This is a genomic window from Salmonella sp. SAL00670 (genome assembly GCF_046552235.1).
GTDB lineage: Bacteria > Pseudomonadota > Gammaproteobacteria > Enterobacterales > Enterobacteriaceae > Salmonella > Salmonella enterica.
The window spans coordinates 377808-393981 of sequence record NZ_JBGDUO010000004.1 but is presented as its reverse complement, the minus strand read 5'-3'; the positions used below and the strand labels follow the sequence as shown (position 1 = coordinate 393981).

The following is a 16174-nucleotide window of genomic DNA, read 5'->3' as shown; positions in this document are numbered from 1 at the left end:
AGTAAGCGCGGCGTTTGACCACGCATGTTGAATACGAAAAATGCGGCTATTTTACCCATCAACCTGGGGGAGGCAATCAGTGTTTACACAGGAGCTGCTCCAGTTCGCTTAATGACGCCACAGTCCAGGTTGGATGAATACCCGCGGGCTGCTCGCGATGATGCGCGTTAAGCCAGCAGGTCGACAGCCCGGCGTTAATGCCGCCAAGAATATCGGATTCCGCGGTATCGCCAACCATTAATACGCGCGAGCGGTCAGGATTCCCCGCCTGCTCCAGGGCGTAGTTAAAGATTTTCGGATCGGGCTTCGCGACGCCAACCTGCTCGGAAATCACCAGCAGATCGAAATACTCACGCAGCCCGGTGCGCTCCAGACGAGTTTGTTGTAGCGCGGTAAAACCGTTAGTAATAATACCGATTTTAGCCTGCCCGCGAATCGCATTAAGTAGCGAAACGGCGCCCGGCAAAGGAGAACAGATCTCCGCCATCGCACTAATAAAAGCGTCATTCAGCAGCCCCGGCGCAACGTTTAGCCGTTCAGCCCAACTTTGAAAGCGCGCGTGCTGCAATTGTAATGAGGTAATCGCGCCGTTCTGATAATCCACCCATAGCGGCTTATTCACGGCCTGGTAATCCTGGAAATCCTCAGCGGTAAAGGTGACGCTATAGTCAAGGAACATCCGCTGTAAGCCGGTGAAAGAATCAAACGTAAACAGCGTTTCATCGGCATCAAAGAAAATCCAGTCCCACTTCATCATTACACCTTGCCTCTTTTATTACATGCTTATCGGTAACGCCATGATGATGGCGTCCTCATGCCCTTGTGCCGTGGGATAGTAATTGCGGCGAATCGTCGCCTCGTTAAACCCCAGACTTTCATACAGCGCGATGGCGGCAGCGTTAGAGGCGCGTACCTCCAGCCATAGCGTTACAACCCCACGTTTTTCCAGTTCATCAATCAGATGCTCAAGCAGCATACGCCCCAGCCCCCGACGCTGAAAATCCGGATCGACGGCAATATTGAACAGCGTCGCTTCGTCCAGCACCACCTGTGTAATGGCAAACGCGGCCATTCTGTCATCAGCGGTCAGCTTAAGGTTGAGATACCGTTCGCCCTGGTTGCCGAAAAACGTTTTTTCGCTCCACGGAAACGCATGAGCGCGTTGCTCAATCTGCCAGGCTGCGGGGAGATCGGTCGTGCTGAGGATAGAAATCGTGTTCATGTTCGCAGATTTGTTGCCATAGTGCGGCGCGTGCCGCCGGGTTTGCCCGGAGTTCATTAAACGCCGGCGTCGTGACCTGAGCGCCTTCGAGTTGGAGCGGCGCGTCAGTTCCTAACCGCCAGCTATTACAACGGCTGCCCTGCGGCAGCATGGCGACGCGCTCAGGCGCCAGGGGTAAAACCTGATCGGGACTCACGGTCAACGCGCGTAAAATATCGCGCATTAGCGGCTCGTTCAGCGCGGGTAATTCCTCTGCAACCACGATCAGACGAACGTGCGCGGGAAGGGAAATCGCAATCTCGCCCTGTAGCGCGCCAGGACGTCGCAGCGCCCACTGCGTAATACCCAGTTGCTGTAACTGCCAGTCTCGTCGGGATGTCATAGCGAAACGCTCCTGTAATCAGGGGCGCAAATATAGCAAATCTGTCGAATCTGCGCCATCAAACTACTATAATCGCCGCCAGTCTGAATTAAGGAGCATTCCATGTCTGCTTTTACCCCGGCAAGTGAAGTCTTGCTGCGCCACAGTGATGATTTCGAACAAAGCCGTATTCTTTTTGCCGGAGATTTGCAGGATGACCTGCCCGCGCGCTTTGAATGCGCCGCCAGCCGCGCGCATACGCAACAGTTTCACCACTGGCAGGTATTAAGCCGCCAGATGGGCGATAACGTCCGTTTTAGCCTGGTCGCGCAAGCCAGCGATGTCGCTGACTGCGATACGCTGATCTACTACTGGCCGAAAAATAAACCCGAAGCGCAGTTCCAGTTGATGAATATTTTGTCGCTGATGCCGTCGGGCAGCGATGTTTTCGTCGTGGGGGAAAACCGCAGCGGCGTGCGTAGCGCCGAACAGATGCTGGCGGACTATGCGCCGCTGAACAAAGTAGATAGCGCGCGACGTTGCGGCCTTTACCATGGTCGTCTGGAAAAGCAGCCGCAGTTTAGTCTCGAATCCTGGTGGGCCGAGTACAACATCGACGGGCTGACCATCAAAACATTGCCGGGCGTATTCAGCCGCGACGGACTGGATGTTGGTAGCCAACTGCTGCTGTCTACGCTGACGCCGCACACCAAAGGTAAAGTGCTGGATGTCGGCTGCGGCGCTGGCGTGCTTTCCGCCGCGCTGGCCAGCCATTCGCCGAAAGTGCGCCTGACGCTGTGTGACGTCAGCGCTCCGGCGGTGGAAGCCAGCCGCGCTACGCTTGCCGCTAATGGTCTTGAAGGCGAGGTATTCGCCAGCAACGTCTTTTCGGAAGTCAAAGGACGTTTTGACATGATCATCTCCAACCCGCCGTTCCACGACGGAATGCAAACCAGCCTCGATGCGGCGCAAACGCTCATTCGCGGCGCAGTGCGCCATCTGAACAGCGGCGGAGAGTTACGCATCGTGGCGAACGCCTTTCTGCCCTATCCTAAGATTCTGGATGAGACTTTTGGCTTCCATGAAGTCATCGCGCAGACCGGGCGCTTTAAGGTTTATCGTACCGTGATGACCCGTCAGGCGAAGAAATAGTTGGCCTGATAAGCGCAGCGCCATCTGGTTGCATGTGCCGGATGGCGACGCCAGGCGTCTTATCCAACCTACGTCTCGCGTCCATTTTTGCAGCAATCAATCTATCCCATGCAATTAACTATTGACGAATAGCTGAAAACCACTAGAATGCGCCTCCGTGGTAGTGATTCTTTTCAAGAATCGATGGTATGCGAAGGTGGCGGAATTGGTAGACGCGCTAGCTTCAGGTGTTAGTGTCCTTACGGACGTGGGGGTTCAAGTCCCCCCCCTCGCACCAATTATCTTATCCTTCCTTTGTCTCTTCATTTTCATCCCTGATTCCAGTTCATCATTGCCAACATCATGCCGCCAATAAGCGCCATACACGATGGCAGCAGTACAAAATGCCGTAATTGTTTGTGATACAACATCAGCGCAGACAGTAGCAATCCTGATACAATCAACAGCTTCAGCGCATCAGCTGACAGGCCGATAAACGCCAGTCCAACGATAATCACTCCAGGCAATAACACGCCCCATCCGCTGCCTAACGTCCGCTGCAACATGGTTTCACCTCTGGAATTGATAATGATAACCAATATCATATGATATATTTTCTCATTTGTCAGCCAGGGAGAAAGCTAAAGAGATGAGTTTTACTTAACGGTTGATGACACGTATTCAGTAAGGTGATAAATTGTCCGACTGTTAACGTAAAAACAACAACACCTCGCTTTAGGCGACCTTTTCTCATACGTTATTTTCATGTTGGCGCCCGATTCCGTGTATATCACCGATAAATAACGACAATTACCCATGACAACACCATCCTGGCGGTCGCTTCGTATTAAGAAGTATCAGTTTTCTTTACGTCTTTTCTTGTTTCTCAACGCCGTGTCGGCGCTATTTACTCTCGTTTTCCCCCTTTATCAGATCAATGTATTTTGCACGCCAATGATCGGGATAGTGGTCCTGAGCGTATTACTGTTGATATGGCATGGGAAATATGGACAAAAAAGAATTAATCTCCCCTTTATCTCCCTACTCTTTGGGGGAATATGGGCGGCGCATATTGCGCTAAAGTATCCAGCGTTAGGCCATTATGATTTCTCTTTTTTACTGATTTCCCTGCTTAGCGTTCTGTTTATCGGCTCGATAGCCTTTGCCGCGAATATCGTCGCGTTTACGCTCTATTCGCTACCGCCAGTCGCGGTCTGCCTGTGGCTGAACGGTAATGAACAAGGTTTGCGAATTCTCTATTTGCTGGCCCTGCCAATGGTGGGAATCGCTATTCAACATGTTATCCAGAAACGCTACGATAATTTTGCCCAACAGCTCATGTTTAAGCTGCTGGCCGAGCGGGAAACCCTCAATGGCCTGAGTATGCTTGATCCATTAACCGGCTTATATAACCGCCGTGGCCTGCAAAATCGGCTGGATACGTTACAGGCGCCGGGCAGCCATGAACACTACGTCCTGCTATTGGATATCGATCATTTCAAAGCGTATAACGATCACTACGGTCATATGATGGGCGATCAGGCGTTAATTCGCGTCTCAGCGGCAATTCGGGACGCCGTGCGATCGCGCGATGTCGTCTGCCGTTTTGGCGGGGAAGAATTTCTGGTGTTGCTGACCACCGCCGAACCACAGCAAGCCCGCGCTACCGCAGAACGTATCCGACAGGAAGTATACGATCTTAAAATCCCGCATATGTTTAACGAAAGCGTCGCCACCAATGTCACTGTCAGTATCGGCATTGCGCCCCTGACGGATCGCAATATCGGAGACGCTATCGAAAAAGCGGATAAAGCGCTCTACGAAGCCAAGCATCTTGGACGTAACCACATTCTGGTCAGCGACGACATGCGCGCCCTATGAATCCTGTTGGCGTAATCGTGCTACGCCAGCAGCGTTAACCATAAACCGCTTGCCATCGTTTATCGCTATCGATAGGATTAGCAATCATTATCATTTAGATTAACATCATTAAACTGCGCTATGGCCTACCGTTCCGCACCGATTGCTGACGATATTATCTGGCGAGCCGCTCCCCAGCCGGAAGACGCCTCGCTGGCGGACGCAGTACGCGAGACGATCGCCTCTACCCGTGAGCACCTGTTGGACTTCATCCGGCTGGATGAAACGCCGCCGCCAACGGCGATGACTCTTGCCCAGTGGACGCGCCCCGCGACGTTTCGTTCATTGCTGGCCGCCTATTCCGATCACATCTATCGGCACACGCCAGGCCTGCCACGTGAAAATAAGCCGTTACTCTCCCTGTGGGCGCAATGGTATATCGGGCTGATGGCGCCGCCGCTGATGCTGGCATTACTGACGCAAGCGCGCGCTATCAATGTCTCGGCAGAACATATTCACGTTGAATTTCATGAAACCGGGCGCGCCGCGTGTTTCTGGCTTGATGTGCATCAGGATAACCTGGCAACGGGGCGTTCCCCGGAAGAACGAATGGAAACGCTGGTAGTCTCCGCACTACAGCCGGTCATTCAGGCGCTGGAGGCGACTGGCGACATCAACGCGAAACTTATCTGGAGCAATACCGGTTATTTAATCAACTGGTATCTGACTGAGATGAAACCGCTGCTTGGCGAAGCCCTACTGGCAACGCTACGCCAGCGCTGTTTTTTTGAAAAGCAGCTATCCGACGGTCAGGATAACCCGCTGTGGCGGACCGTCGTAATGCGCGACGGTCTTCTGGTACGCAGAACCTGCTGCCAACGTTACCGCTTACCTGACGTACAACAGTGCGGCGACTGCACGTTAAAGTAAACCGCGTTACGTTGCCTTCAGTTATCGTCACGGCTTACTGCTGCTGGCCTGTCACATTATTATATTTACAGCGGCGCTCTCCGTATGCCAAATTACGTTTTGCCATTTTTGGGTCTACCGTGGCTATTGGTAAGGTCTCAGGAGAGAAGAATGAGTCTGCAATCTGTACGGCAATTTCTGGCCGATCATGCTCCCGATATTGAAATTATCGAATTAAATCAAAGCACAGCGACTGTCGAGCTGGCAGCCAAAGCGCACAACGTAGAGCCAGGGCAGATAGCTAAGACGCTCTCGCTTAAAGTAAAAGACACCATTATCCTGGTGGTCGCGAAAGGCGATGCCCGCCTGGATAATAAGAAGCTTAAAACCACTTTCGGCGCAAAAGCCCGTATGTTGAGCAGCGATGAAGTGGTCAATGCAACCGGACATCCTGTCGGCGGCGTATGTCCCTTTGGGCTGGAGCACCCGCTGCCCGTTTATTGCGACATCTCTCTGAAGGGGTATAACGAAGTATTGCCTGCCGCAGGCGCCACGCACAGCGCGGTACGCATCACGCCGGAAAGAATGGCTGAACTGACATCGGCGACCTGGGTAGACGTGTGCCAATAACGTGCCTGACACCCGGATTCCCCGAACAAGCACGGCGCATCCGGCGCGGGCTATACCCGATGCTGGAGCGCGGTAGCATCTCCGGCGCGCAGATATAACAGAATATCCGCCGCATCGAGTAACCCGGCATCAGAACTCACGCCCAGCTTGGACATCACATTAAACTTATGCGCCCGGATAGTCTTAATGTTACGTTCTAACTGGACGGCAATTTGCGGCATTGAGTAGCCGTTCGACATGAAACGCAGAATCTCCCGCTCGGTTGGACTAAGCATACAATTCTGGTGAAGTTCCCAAAGATTGTCTGTACGCTCCGTTGTCCGCCGGGCGCTATTAAGCGATGTAAATAAGGCATCCTGTAAAACATCCAACGGCGACGCTTTGCTGATGACCCCATCCAGCGGCAGCGGGGATAATGCGCTGATTAAGCGGGCTTCAGCATCATCATCGGCAATCACCAGACGCCGCATATGGGGATAATTTATCGCCAGTTCCGTCAGGCTGGATAATCCTGTCCGGCGTTCAGTTCTTAACGCAGAAAGAGAAAAAATAACGGCAGAAAACGGCGTCTTTAGCGCAGCCTTATAAAACGCGGATGGTTTTGAAAAAATATGAAGCGTATGTCGGCAATCCGGCATTGCATCAAATAGCCCTTTAATACCAATGGTGCTCATCACGCATTTTTCTACGAGCGCAACATTTCTCTTGCTGATTCTGTTTTCCATTCCATGGTTTCTCCATATACCGAAGGTAGGTTCAATTCTCTGGCTCCCTGAGAACTGTTTATCCATGCATACATCTCTGCATTACTGTGTATTGATAAGCGTCGCATGGCGCTATTTTTTTGGGCGCTAATTGTTTTATTACTTTTTTTAAGTAACGCCGCAATTTGGTTAATGCCCCACCCTTTTCCTAAAAGGCGTAATACTTTTCGTTCAGACAGCGTAAGGACAATCGGCCTGTCGTGGGACTGCTGAATTTCAGACGGTACCTGAGGCGATAATAACGTTTTACTTATTCTTTCTGAGCGAGCGTTTCCCGCATGGATAACGCTAATAAGATTCTCGATTGGCTCTTCGTCTGAAAGCAAGGTGCTGACGGGGCCCATCAGGAGATCAACCGCATGTGGATAGCAGGATTTAGGAACCAGAAATACCCAATGTATGTCGCGATATTGCGAGATTAAGCTATAAAAATATTCGCAGATAGCGCGGGAAGAGGCATTGTTAACTGCTAAATCAGCAATAACTAAATTACTCCGGCGTAGCTGTAGCAGCGTTAGCTCTTCTATCGTACGACAATACGCCAGTTTATAATCGGGGAAATTACCTGTTATAGCCCCTTTAAGGCCTTCCTGTATAAGAGGGGTTTTACTGATAATAAGTCCATTTTTGCAGCATCCTGGCAGCATAATTCCTCCGCACCCACGCCGCCACTTTTCATTGCCCCATTAATAAAAACACTATTAACAATGAGCGCAAAGAAATATAAGCCGAGTGGATTAATTATCCTTGTTTTATTTTTAAAAATATAACATTGATTGCGCTACAATCCACATAGCACAAAAACATGAAATCACTATCGCATAGTTACTCATAAAACCAGAAGCAAGACAATTAAATTAACTAAATTTGCACATTAGCAATTCTAACAAAAACGCATCATATTAATAAATTTAAAATATGAGTTCGCCCTTCATTCATATTGCTGAGTCCTAAAACAAAAGCCCAACAATACTGTCTACAATCCATAAAACCCATGTAATATCTGCGAATTACACTAAGTCATGCCTAATTTTACGCCCGCTGCTCACGCCATTGTGGTTAAACCATTAATGCATATCGTTGATAAAATTCACCACGTCATTGATTCAAAAATGAGCGGCCAGGCTGGCATAATGCCTCTATTCTGGAAACGGACATACGAGAACCGTCGCCCATAAGGATATCCTGCCTGTGACGAAGCGCACGTCTCAGGAAGCTTATGCGTTGCGTCTGGCGGCTGACGTTTTTATCAACAAGAAATTGATCTTAACCAACGCCATCATGCCTGCGCTTCGTGTTAAAAAGAAAGCCTCTGTCATAGTGGCGGCGCATAGAATGTCTTTTCGGACAGGACGAGTCATGCAAGAAGAGCAATCAATTCAACGAGCAGTAACACGGTTATGTATTCAATGCGGGCTGCTTTTATTGCAGCACGGGGCGGAAAGCGCACTGGTTGATGAGCTTTCCACCCGCCTCGGTTTGGCGCTCGGTATGGATAGCGTCGAAAGCGCGATCTCCTCTAACGCCATTGTCCTGACGACCATTAAAGACGGACAATGTCTGACATCGACACGTAAAAACCAGGATCGCGGCATTAATATGCACGTCGTCACGGAGGTGCAGCATATCGTTATCCTCGCGGAACATCGTCTGCTGGATTACCAAGGCGTGGAAAAACGCTTTAGCCAGCTCCGCCCGCTGCGTTATCCGCGCTGGCTGGTGGCGTTTATGGTCGGTCTTTCCTGCTCCTGCTTTTGTAAGCTGAATAATGGCGGCTGGGATGGCGCGGTTATCACCTTTTTCGCCAGTATGATAGCCATGTATATTCGCCAGATGCTGGCGCAGCGGCATTTACATCCGCAGATCAATTTTTGCATTACCGCCTTTGTCGCTACCACGATTTCCGGGCTGATGCTCACCCTTCCCGCCTTTAGCCAGACGCCCACTATCGCCATGGCGGCGAGCGTACTGCTACTGGTGCCGGGCTTTCCGCTGATTAATTCCGTCGCAGATATGTTTAAAGGACATATTAATACCGGGCTGGCGCGCTGGGCTATCGCCAGCCTGTTGACACTGGCCACCTGTGTGGGCGTAGTGATGTCAATGACAGTATGGGGGCTACGAGGATGGGTATAATCGACTTTTTACTGGCGCTAATGCAGGACATGATCTTGTCTGCGATCCCCGCCGTCGGGTTTGCGATGGTCTTTAATGTTCCCCACCGGGCGCTTCCGTGGTGCGCGCTACTGGGGGCGCTGGGTCATGGCTCGCGTATGCTGATGATGAGCGCTGGCTTTAATATCGAATGGTCGACGTTTATGGCTTCGCTGCTGGTCGGCAGTATTGGTATTCAGTGGTCACGCTGGTATCTCGCTCACCCTAAAGTGTTTACCGTCGCGGCCGTGATCCCGATGTTTCCGGGGATTTCCGCCTATACCGCGATGATTTCCGCAGTAAAAATTAGCCATCTGGGCTATAGCGAACCGATGATGATCACGCTGCTGACCAATTTTCTGAAAGCCTCTTCCATTGTTGGCGCACTCTCAATTGGCCTCTCTGTACCGGGATTATGGCTGTACCGCAAACGCCCCCGCGTGTGATTGGTGGAACGCCTCCTGCTGTTCTTACAGGTCTGTGTGGTACTATAAAAACAGTCGCCCTTCTCGGTTGTTGTTCCATATTGAGAAACATTATGTCTTCCAGAATTTTAACGTCGGACGTCATCGGTATTGACGTCCTTTTACACGATCATCATGCTGTGCTGGCGAAGTCAACGGGCGGCGCAGTGGCGGTATTCGCTAATAATGCGCCTGCCTTTTATGCCGTGACGCCTGCACGCATGGCTGAACTGCTGGCGCTTGAAGAAAAGTTATCACGTCCGGGAAGCGATGTGGCGTTAGACGCGCAATTTTACGAAGAACCCGAAGCCGCCCCCGTTGCGATTCCCTGCGGAAAATTCGCCATGTATCCCGCCTGGCAACCGGATGCGGATTTTCAGCGTCAGGCTGCCCTTTGGGGCGTGGCGCTTCGGGAGCCGGTCACCGCAGAAGAGCTGGCGGCGTTTATCGCCTACTGGCAGGCGGAAGGTAAGGTTTTTCACCATATCCAGTGGCAGCAAAAGCTGGCGCGCAGCGTGCAAATCAGCCGTTCCAGCAATGGCGGAATGCCGCAGCGCGACATCAATAGCGTCAGCGAACCTGACAATCATATTCCACCAGGTTTTAGGGGGTAACGATGAAAAATGTTGGCGACCTGATGCAGCGTCTACAAAAAATGATGCCTGCGCATATTACGCCGGCGTTTAAAACGGGCGAAGAACTGCTGGCCTGGCAGAAAGAGCAGGGCGAGATCCGGGCGGCAGCGCTGGCGCGGGAAAACCGGGCGATGAAAATGCAGCGCACCTTTAACCGTTCCGGCATTCGACCGCTGCATCAGAACTGTTCGTTTGATAACTATCGGGTTGAGTGCGACGGACAAATGAACGCGTTAAGCAAAGCCCGACAGTACGTTGATGAGTTTGACGGCAATATCGCCAGCTTTGTCTTTTCCGGCAAGCCGGGAACCGGTAAAAACCATCTCGCCGCGGCTATTTGTAACGAGCTGCTGCTGCGCGGAAAGTCGGTACTGATTATCACCGTAGCGGATATTATGTCAGCGATGAAAGACACGTTCAGCAATCGGGAAACCAGCGAAGAGCAGTTGCTTAACGATCTGAGTAACGTTGATCTGTTGGTGATCGACGAGATCGGCGTGCAGACCGAATCTCGCTATGAAAAAGTGATCATCAATCAAATTGTCGATCGTCGTTCCTCGTCAAAACGTCCCACCGGCATGTTGACGAACAGCAATATGGAAGAGATGACGAAAATGCTTGGCGAACGCGTCATGGACCGTATGCGTCTCGGCAACAGTTTATGGGTTAATTTTACCTGGGACAGTTACCGCAGCCGGGTGACGGGTAAAGAGTATTAAATTGCAACGTGCGCCAGGGCGATACGACGCCTGACTGGCATAACACAGGTGATTACCATGAATACAGCGAAACATGTTCTGTGCTGCGCGGCGATCGCCAGCGTACTGATTTCCACCAGCGGTATTGCCGCCAGTCAGTTAAGCGCTCAGGGCGCGAACGCACAGCAGGGCGGGATGTCGCTTTCTGCGCTAACCGGTCTGCTCAGCAGAGGTGCCCAGTCGCTCAGCGCCGATAATATGAATAATGCCGCCGGTATTTTGCAGTACTGCGCCAAACAGAAACTGGCATCCGCTACCAACGTGGAAAACGTTAAAAATCAGATTCTGAACAAGTTGGGGTTGGATACCACACAGCAGGAGCAGGACACTAACTACCTGAACGGCCTGCAAGGGTTGCTCAAGACGAAGGACGGCCAGCAGTTGAACCTCAATAATATCGGCAGTACGCCGCTGGCGGAAAAGGTGAAAACCAAAGCTTGCGATCTGGTGTTGCAGCAAGGGCTGAATTTCCTCTCCTGACTGCGTTTTTCTGACCGTGCGCCACGCCGGGACGCCCTGATAAAAGCCGTGTTTTGGCCCTTTACCCGCCAACACGGCATTAACCCGATTTTTCTCTTCGTCTTTTCCTGTTATTAACCGCTATGGCAGGAAGTGATGCCGATCAAAAAACCAACTTTCTAAACTCATTCTAAATAACAGCGCCGTGTAAAGTTATTAGAATTGCAGCAATGTGACATCGCTATTACATTGTTAGAAATTTTTTCCTGCCAGCGATAAGCCTGGTTTATTGAGGATCGTCAGTTGTCCGAGTTGCTCTCTGTCGCTCTGTTTCTCGCCTCTGTGCTGATATATGCCTGGAAGGCGGGCCGTAACACCTGGTGGTTTGCCGCCACTCTCACGGTGCTGGGACTTTTTGTCATTCTGAATATTACCCTGTATGCCAGCGACTATTTTACCGGCGACGGGATCAACGACGCAGTGCTTTATACGCTCACGAATAGTCTGACGGGAGCGGGAGTCGGCAAATATATTCTGCCGGGAATCGGCATTGCCCTGGCGTTAGTGGCGGTATTTGGCGCGCTGGGATGGATACTACGCCGCCGCCGTCACCATCCTCATCATGTCGGTTACAGCCTGCTGGCGTTACTGCTGGCGTTAGGTTCGGTCGACGCCAGCCCGGCGTTTCGCCAGATCACCGAACTGGTAAAATCACAAATGCGCGATGGCGATCCGGATTTTGCCGTTTATTATAAAGAACCAGCAAAAACCATTCCTAATCCGAAGCTCAATCTGGTCTATATCTACGGCGAGAGCCTGGAACGGACCTATTTTGATAATGACGCGTTCCCCAATCTCACGCCAGAGTTAGGCGCGCTGAAAAATGAGGGGCTGGATTTCAGCCATACCATGCAACTGCCGGGAACGGATTACACCATCGCCGGGATGGTGGCTTCCCAGTGCGGTATTCCGCTGTTTGCGCCGTTTGAGGGCAATGCCTCAGCGTCGGTTTCCAGCTTCTTCCCGCAGAATATCTGCCTCGGTGATATTCTGAAAAACTCCGGCTACCAGAACTATTTCGTGCAGGGCGCTAACCTGCGTTTTGCCGGGAAAGACGTGTTCCTGAAATCACACGGATTTGATCATCTGTACGGCGCTGAAGAGCTAAAAACGGTGGTGGCGGACCCGTCTTATCGTAACGACTGGGGCTTCTACGACGATACGGTGCTCGATGAGGCATGGAAGAAATTTGAAGCGCTTTCCCGCTCAGGCCAGCGTTTTTCGCTGTTTACGCTGACCGTAGATACTCACCACCCGGACGGGTTTATCTCACGCACCTGCAACCGCAAACGCTACGATTACGACGGCAAGCCCAACCAGTCCTTTAGCGCCGTAAGTTGCAGCCAGGAAAACATCGCCGAGTTTATCAACAAAATCAAAGCGTCACCGTGGTTTAAAGATACCGTTATCGTCGTCTCTTCCGACCATCTGGCGATGAACAATACGGCCTGGAAATACCTGAATAAGCAAGATCGCAACAATCTGTTTTTCATTCTGCGCGGCGATAAACCACAGCAGGAGACGCTGGCGGTCAAACGCAACACGATGGACAACGGCGCAACGGTGCTGGATATTCTCGGCGGCGATAATTTTATCGGTCTGGGACGTAGCAGCCTTTCCGGGCAGTCGCTGTCGGAAGTGTTCCTGAATGTAAAAGAGAAAGTGCTGGCGATGAAGCCGGATATCATTCGCCTGTGGAATTTCCCGAAAGAGATAAAAGCGTTCACTATCGATCGGGACAAAAACACGATCGCGTTTTCCGGCAGCCACTTCCGCCTGCCGTTACTACTGCGCGTATCGGATAAGCGTGTTGAACCGTTACCGGAAAGTGAATACTCCGCTCCGCTACGGTTCCAGTTGGCCGACTTCGCCCCGCGCGATAATTTCGTTTGGATCGATCGCTGCTACAAAATGGCACAGCTATGGGCGCCGGCGCTGGCGCTCTCCACCGACTGGTGCGTCTCGCAGGGGCAGCTTGGCGGGCAGCAAACCGTACAGCATGTCGATAAAGCGCAGTGGCAGGGTAAGACGGCGTTTAAAGACACGATGATCGATATGGAACGCTACAAAGGCAACGTCGATACCTTAAAGATTGTCGATAACGATATTCGTTATAAAGCCGATAGCTTTATCTTTAATGTGGCGGGCGCGCCGGAGGAGGTGAAGCAGTTTAGCGGCATTTCCCGGCCGGAGTCCTGGGGGCGCTGGTCAAATGCGCAGTTGGGCGATGAGGTTAAAATCGAATATAAAGCGCCGCTGCCGAAAAAGTTTGATCTGGTGATCACCGCCAAAGCCTTCGGCGACAACGCGAATCGGCCGATTCCGGTACGCGTAGGCAACGAAGAACAGACGCTGGTGCTGGGTCACGATGTGTCCACTATCACGCTGCATTTCAACAACCCGACGGACGCGAATACCTTAGTCATTGCGCCGCCCGCTCCCGTCTCCACCAACGAAGGTAATATTTTGGGCCATTCGCCGCGCAAATTGGGGATTGGCATGGTGGAGATCAAAGTGGTGAATGTTGAGGGTTAAAAGAGAATGTCATATATGCCGGGTGCGGCTGCGCCTTACCCGGCCTACACATCATCTTTATCAATAAACTGGCGCACAGGACTGATAAGCGAAACGCCATCAGGCACTGTATATGCTACACGCCCCTTTCTGTTAATAATCGAACTGACGGTAGTAGCGACGAATATCCAGACTGTGTCCGGTATATTTCTCGAAGTGCGCCGCCAGCCGATCAACCAGCAGTGTCGAGACGACGCAGGGCGCCATGATCCAGCGGAACTCATCATCAATGCCGTCCAGCGCATACGCTTTCGGATCAATCACCACCAGGTTATCGGTAATTTTACTGGCAAAACGCTCAACGCGTTCATCCAGCGCGCGGCATTTCCCTTCCCCTTTCACCAGAATGAGCGGAACGTCTTTTTCCAGCAGCTCCAGAGCGCCGTGGAAAAATTCCGCAGAGCTGACGGGGCGCGTGCGCTTCCACTGCATCTCTTCCAGGATACACATGGAGAACAGATAGACCTCGCCCCACATCTCCGCGCCGCCGACCCACATCATATAATCGCTGTTATGATAACGGCTGGCGATAGCGTCCGCCTGCGGATCAAATTTTTGTTTCGCTTTCAGCAGATTCGCCGGCAGAATTTCCAGTTGGCTGGCGAAGCGATCGTAACTGGCGAATTCGTTATTGCGCGACAGCACGCGGAAAAACAGCCAGTACAGCAACATATATTCATATTCCACGCCATTTTTGTGACGCATCGGAATATGCCATGTCGCCGCCTGCGCCAGCGGAGAGTCCGCATTTTTGGTAATAGCGACTACGCGTATTCCCTGCGCTTTACACCACTCGGCGATCGCCACCGATTCTTTGGTATCACCGGATTTAGACAGCGTAATAACCACAGAGTCTTTATTCAGCCGCTTATTTCCTTTATGAATTAATTCTGCCGCCTGCTCAACATAAACCGGCAACGTTGTTAATTCTTTGGCAAATTCATTAATTGCCATCATTGGCGCCAGTGAACCGCCAACAGAGGCGAAAAATAAAGAACTGAACCCGGCCTGATAAATCTCGTCAGCAACCTGTTCTGCCTTCTGGCGCGCAGCGATGATCTCACGAGCACTCGTCAGGTACTCGTCCTGATTAAAACCCAACATATTTTTCTCCTGATTGTTCAGATTTTACTTTTTAAAACGCGATCGAAATCGTCAAAAATGCGTACCGAAAGGTCGATGCCTTTCAGTGAGGCGATATGAAACGCCATGAGTTGTACCGGCACAATCAACAGCAATGGCGAGAAATGGTGATCAACCGCTACATCCAGCGCAAGCGTCTGGTCATCCTGCGCCGCCTTCGCCAGCGTGAGAGTAAAGGTTTTGGCGACCGCAGGCGTCATATACTCCCGTAGCGCCCTGGAGCGCGCGTCGGGCCGGTCCTCAAAGAAGAACATCACGTGTTCCGCATTGGCTTCCAGATACGGGCCGTGCATATAGGCTTCCAGCTCAAACCCGCTTGAGGGAACACGTACCGTCTCGGTAAATTTAGTTTCCAACTCTTTTGCCACCCCAACCAGCGCGCCGTAGCCTATCGCCACAAAACGCGTCCCGTTTCGTAAAACGGACTGGTGCTGGTGAATAAACGCTTCCGTACGCACGATAACCAACGGCAGGGTTGCCGCGATGCGTTGAAGCTGCGCCACATACTCCTCGACCTGCGATTCCGTCAGTCGCTGCTGCTGACGGGCAACTAACAACGCGATAAGCAACAGATTCAGTACCGTCGCGCTAAATCCACGGGTAACAAAGCCGACGGACTCAATCCCGGTCAGAATATCCAGTGGATAATCACTGGCCTTGCCAAGAGGGCTTTGCGGATCGGCGGTCAGAGCGAATACCGGACGTCCCTGCGCCTGAACTTTACGCATCGCCTCCAGGGTAGAAGCGCTTTTCCCGCTCTGGGAAATAGCAATAACCATATCGGCTTGCGGATCGCTATTCTCATACTGGCTAAAGGTGTACGGCTCTTTAATATCGATAGAGATACCGCAGCGCTCAAAGAAATAACGGGCGCAAAAGGCGGCATTCAATGACGATCCGGTGGCTAATATCAGGATTCGTCGTAACGTTTTTTGGCTGGCGAACCGCGATACATCTTCCAGCGACTGGCGATGGCGGCGAATAATATTCGCCAGGACGTCAGACTCTTCGTTAATATAGGTCAGCATGGTTGGTGACATTGTGTATCCC

18 protein-coding genes and 1 tRNA gene are annotated in these 16174 nt (G+C 51.7%); 11 read left to right on the top strand and 8 right to left on the bottom strand.

What is annotated here, in order from left to right; genetic code table 11:
- Nucleotides 1-76 precede the first annotated feature (76 nt).
- From yjjG to ACLJRS_RS15815, 3 genes are read right to left on the bottom strand one after another with little or no spacing between them, the layout of a single operon-like run.
- The gene (gene yjjG / locus ACLJRS_RS15825) at nucleotides 77-754 is read right to left on the bottom strand and encodes a pyrimidine 5'-nucleotidase (protein WP_000870686.1); all 678 of its coding nucleotides are present in this window, start codon (nucleotides 752-754) and stop codon (nucleotides 77-79) included.
- A 21-nt stretch (nucleotides 755-775) separates the two neighbouring features.
- Nucleotides 776-1222 (bottom strand): ribosomal protein S18-alanine N-acetyltransferase, encoded by a 447-nt coding sequence (gene rimI, locus ACLJRS_RS15820; protein WP_001092435.1) that lies wholly within the window; start codon nucleotides 1220-1222, stop codon nucleotides 776-778.
- Complete coding sequence (locus tag ACLJRS_RS15815) at nucleotides 1167-1604, bottom strand: DNA polymerase III subunit psi (protein WP_000203996.1); 438 nt, start codon at nucleotides 1602-1604, stop codon at nucleotides 1167-1169. The genes rimI and ACLJRS_RS15815 overlap by 56 nt, the downstream gene beginning before the upstream one ends.
- A gap of 102 nt (nucleotides 1605-1706) precedes the next feature.
- On the opposite strand from ACLJRS_RS15815, the gene rsmC reads away from it, so the two are divergent.
- Together rsmC and ACLJRS_RS15805 are read left to right on the top strand one after the other, a co-directional pair.
- Nucleotides 1707-2735, top strand: coding sequence for a 16S rRNA (guanine(1207)-N(2))-methyltransferase RsmC (gene rsmC / locus ACLJRS_RS15810; protein WP_001272273.1), 1029 nt, complete (start codon nucleotides 1707-1709; stop codon nucleotides 2733-2735).
- Between the two features lie 190 nt (nucleotides 2736-2925).
- Nucleotides 2926-3012 (top strand) — tRNA-Leu (locus ACLJRS_RS15805).
- A 31-nt stretch (nucleotides 3013-3043) separates the two neighbouring features.
- On the opposite strand, the gene ACLJRS_RS15800 is transcribed toward ACLJRS_RS15805, so the two are convergent.
- Complete coding sequence (locus ACLJRS_RS15800) at nucleotides 3044-3280, bottom strand: DUF1435 domain-containing protein (RefSeq protein WP_000941877.1); 237 nt, start codon at nucleotides 3278-3280, stop codon at nucleotides 3044-3046.
- A 250-nt stretch (nucleotides 3281-3530) separates the two neighbouring features.
- On the opposite strand from ACLJRS_RS15800, the gene ACLJRS_RS15795 reads away from it, so the two are divergent.
- The 3 genes from ACLJRS_RS15795 (at nucleotide 3531) to ACLJRS_RS15785 (ending at nucleotide 6113) form a co-directional block, all read left to right on the top strand.
- A complete protein-coding gene (locus ACLJRS_RS15795; RefSeq protein ID WP_000211207.1) occupies nucleotides 3531-4595 on the top strand; it encodes a GGDEF domain-containing protein in 1065 nt (354 codons plus the stop codon).
- 120 nt (nucleotides 4596-4715) lie between these two features.
- Entirely contained in the window at nucleotides 4716-5504 is a 789-nt protein-coding gene (fhuF, locus tag ACLJRS_RS15790) for a siderophore-iron reductase FhuF (protein WP_000331532.1), read from the top strand.
- A 150-nt stretch (nucleotides 5505-5654) separates the two neighbouring features.
- Nucleotides 5655-6113 carry a YbaK/EbsC family protein gene (locus tag ACLJRS_RS15785; protein WP_000058276.1) on the top strand — a complete coding sequence of 153 codons (459 nt, stop codon included), beginning with the start codon at nucleotides 5655-5657 and terminating at the stop codon, nucleotides 6111-6113.
- A gap of 50 nt (nucleotides 6114-6163) precedes the next feature.
- On the opposite strand, the gene bglJ is transcribed toward ACLJRS_RS15785, so the two are convergent.
- Both bglJ and ACLJRS_RS15775 read right to left on the bottom strand, forming a co-directional pair.
- Nucleotides 6164-6838, bottom strand: a complete 675-nt coding sequence (gene bglJ, locus ACLJRS_RS15780) for a DNA-binding transcriptional activator BglJ (protein WP_000431546.1) — start codon at nucleotides 6836-6838, stop codon at nucleotides 6164-6166.
- Nucleotides 6799-7524, bottom strand: coding sequence for a LuxR C-terminal-related transcriptional regulator (locus ACLJRS_RS15775; RefSeq protein WP_000936666.1), 726 nt, complete (start codon nucleotides 7522-7524; stop codon nucleotides 6799-6801). Before ACLJRS_RS15775 ends, bglJ begins: the two co-directional genes overlap by 40 nt.
- Before the next feature lie 712 nt (nucleotides 7525-8236).
- On the opposite strand from ACLJRS_RS15775, the gene ACLJRS_RS15770 reads away from it, so the two are divergent.
- The 6 genes from ACLJRS_RS15770 to opgB all read left to right on the top strand — a co-directional run bounded on the left by ACLJRS_RS15770 (nucleotide 8237) and on the right by opgB (nucleotide 13942).
- On the top strand, nucleotides 8237-9013 hold the full coding sequence (locus ACLJRS_RS15770) for a threonine/serine exporter ThrE family protein (protein ID WP_001670711.1): 777 nt from the start codon (nucleotides 8237-8239) through the stop codon (nucleotides 9011-9013).
- On the top strand, nucleotides 9004-9477 hold the full coding sequence (locus tag ACLJRS_RS15765; protein ID WP_000511329.1) for a threonine/serine exporter: 474 nt from the start codon (nucleotides 9004-9006) through the stop codon (nucleotides 9475-9477). Before ACLJRS_RS15770 ends, ACLJRS_RS15765 begins: the two co-directional genes overlap by 10 nt.
- Nucleotides 9478-9569: 92 nt before the next feature.
- A complete protein-coding gene (gene dnaT / locus ACLJRS_RS15760) occupies nucleotides 9570-10109 on the top strand; it encodes a primosomal protein DnaT (protein WP_000098578.1) in 540 nt (179 codons plus the stop codon).
- A gap of 2 nt (nucleotides 10110-10111) precedes the next feature.
- Complete coding sequence (gene dnaC, locus ACLJRS_RS15755) at nucleotides 10112-10849, top strand: DNA replication protein DnaC (RefSeq protein ID WP_000799924.1); 738 nt, start codon at nucleotides 10112-10114, stop codon at nucleotides 10847-10849.
- A gap of 57 nt (nucleotides 10850-10906) precedes the next feature.
- Entirely contained in the window at nucleotides 10907-11368 is a 462-nt protein-coding gene (locus ACLJRS_RS15750) for a DUF2501 domain-containing protein (RefSeq protein WP_001090314.1), read from the top strand.
- Nucleotides 11369-11650: 282 nt separating this feature from the next.
- Nucleotides 11651-13942: a phosphatidylglycerol--membrane-oligosaccharide glycerophosphotransferase gene (opgB, locus tag ACLJRS_RS15745; protein ID WP_001292707.1), complete on the top strand. Its 2292-nt coding sequence runs from the start codon at nucleotides 11651-11653 to the stop codon at nucleotides 13940-13942.
- A 132-nt stretch (nucleotides 13943-14074) separates the two neighbouring features.
- On the opposite strand, the gene ACLJRS_RS15740 is transcribed toward opgB, so the two are convergent.
- Together ACLJRS_RS15740 and ACLJRS_RS15735 are read right to left on the bottom strand one after the other, a co-directional pair.
- A complete protein-coding gene (locus tag ACLJRS_RS15740) occupies nucleotides 14075-15085 on the bottom strand; it encodes an SIS domain-containing protein (protein ID WP_000900307.1) in 1011 nt (336 codons plus the stop codon).
- Nucleotides 15086-15102: 17 nt separating this feature from the next.
- The gene (locus ACLJRS_RS15735) at nucleotides 15103-16164 is read right to left on the bottom strand and encodes an SIS domain-containing protein (RefSeq protein ID WP_000075423.1); all 1062 of its coding nucleotides are present in this window, start codon (nucleotides 16162-16164) and stop codon (nucleotides 15103-15105) included.
- Nucleotides 16165-16174 lie beyond the last annotated feature (10 nt).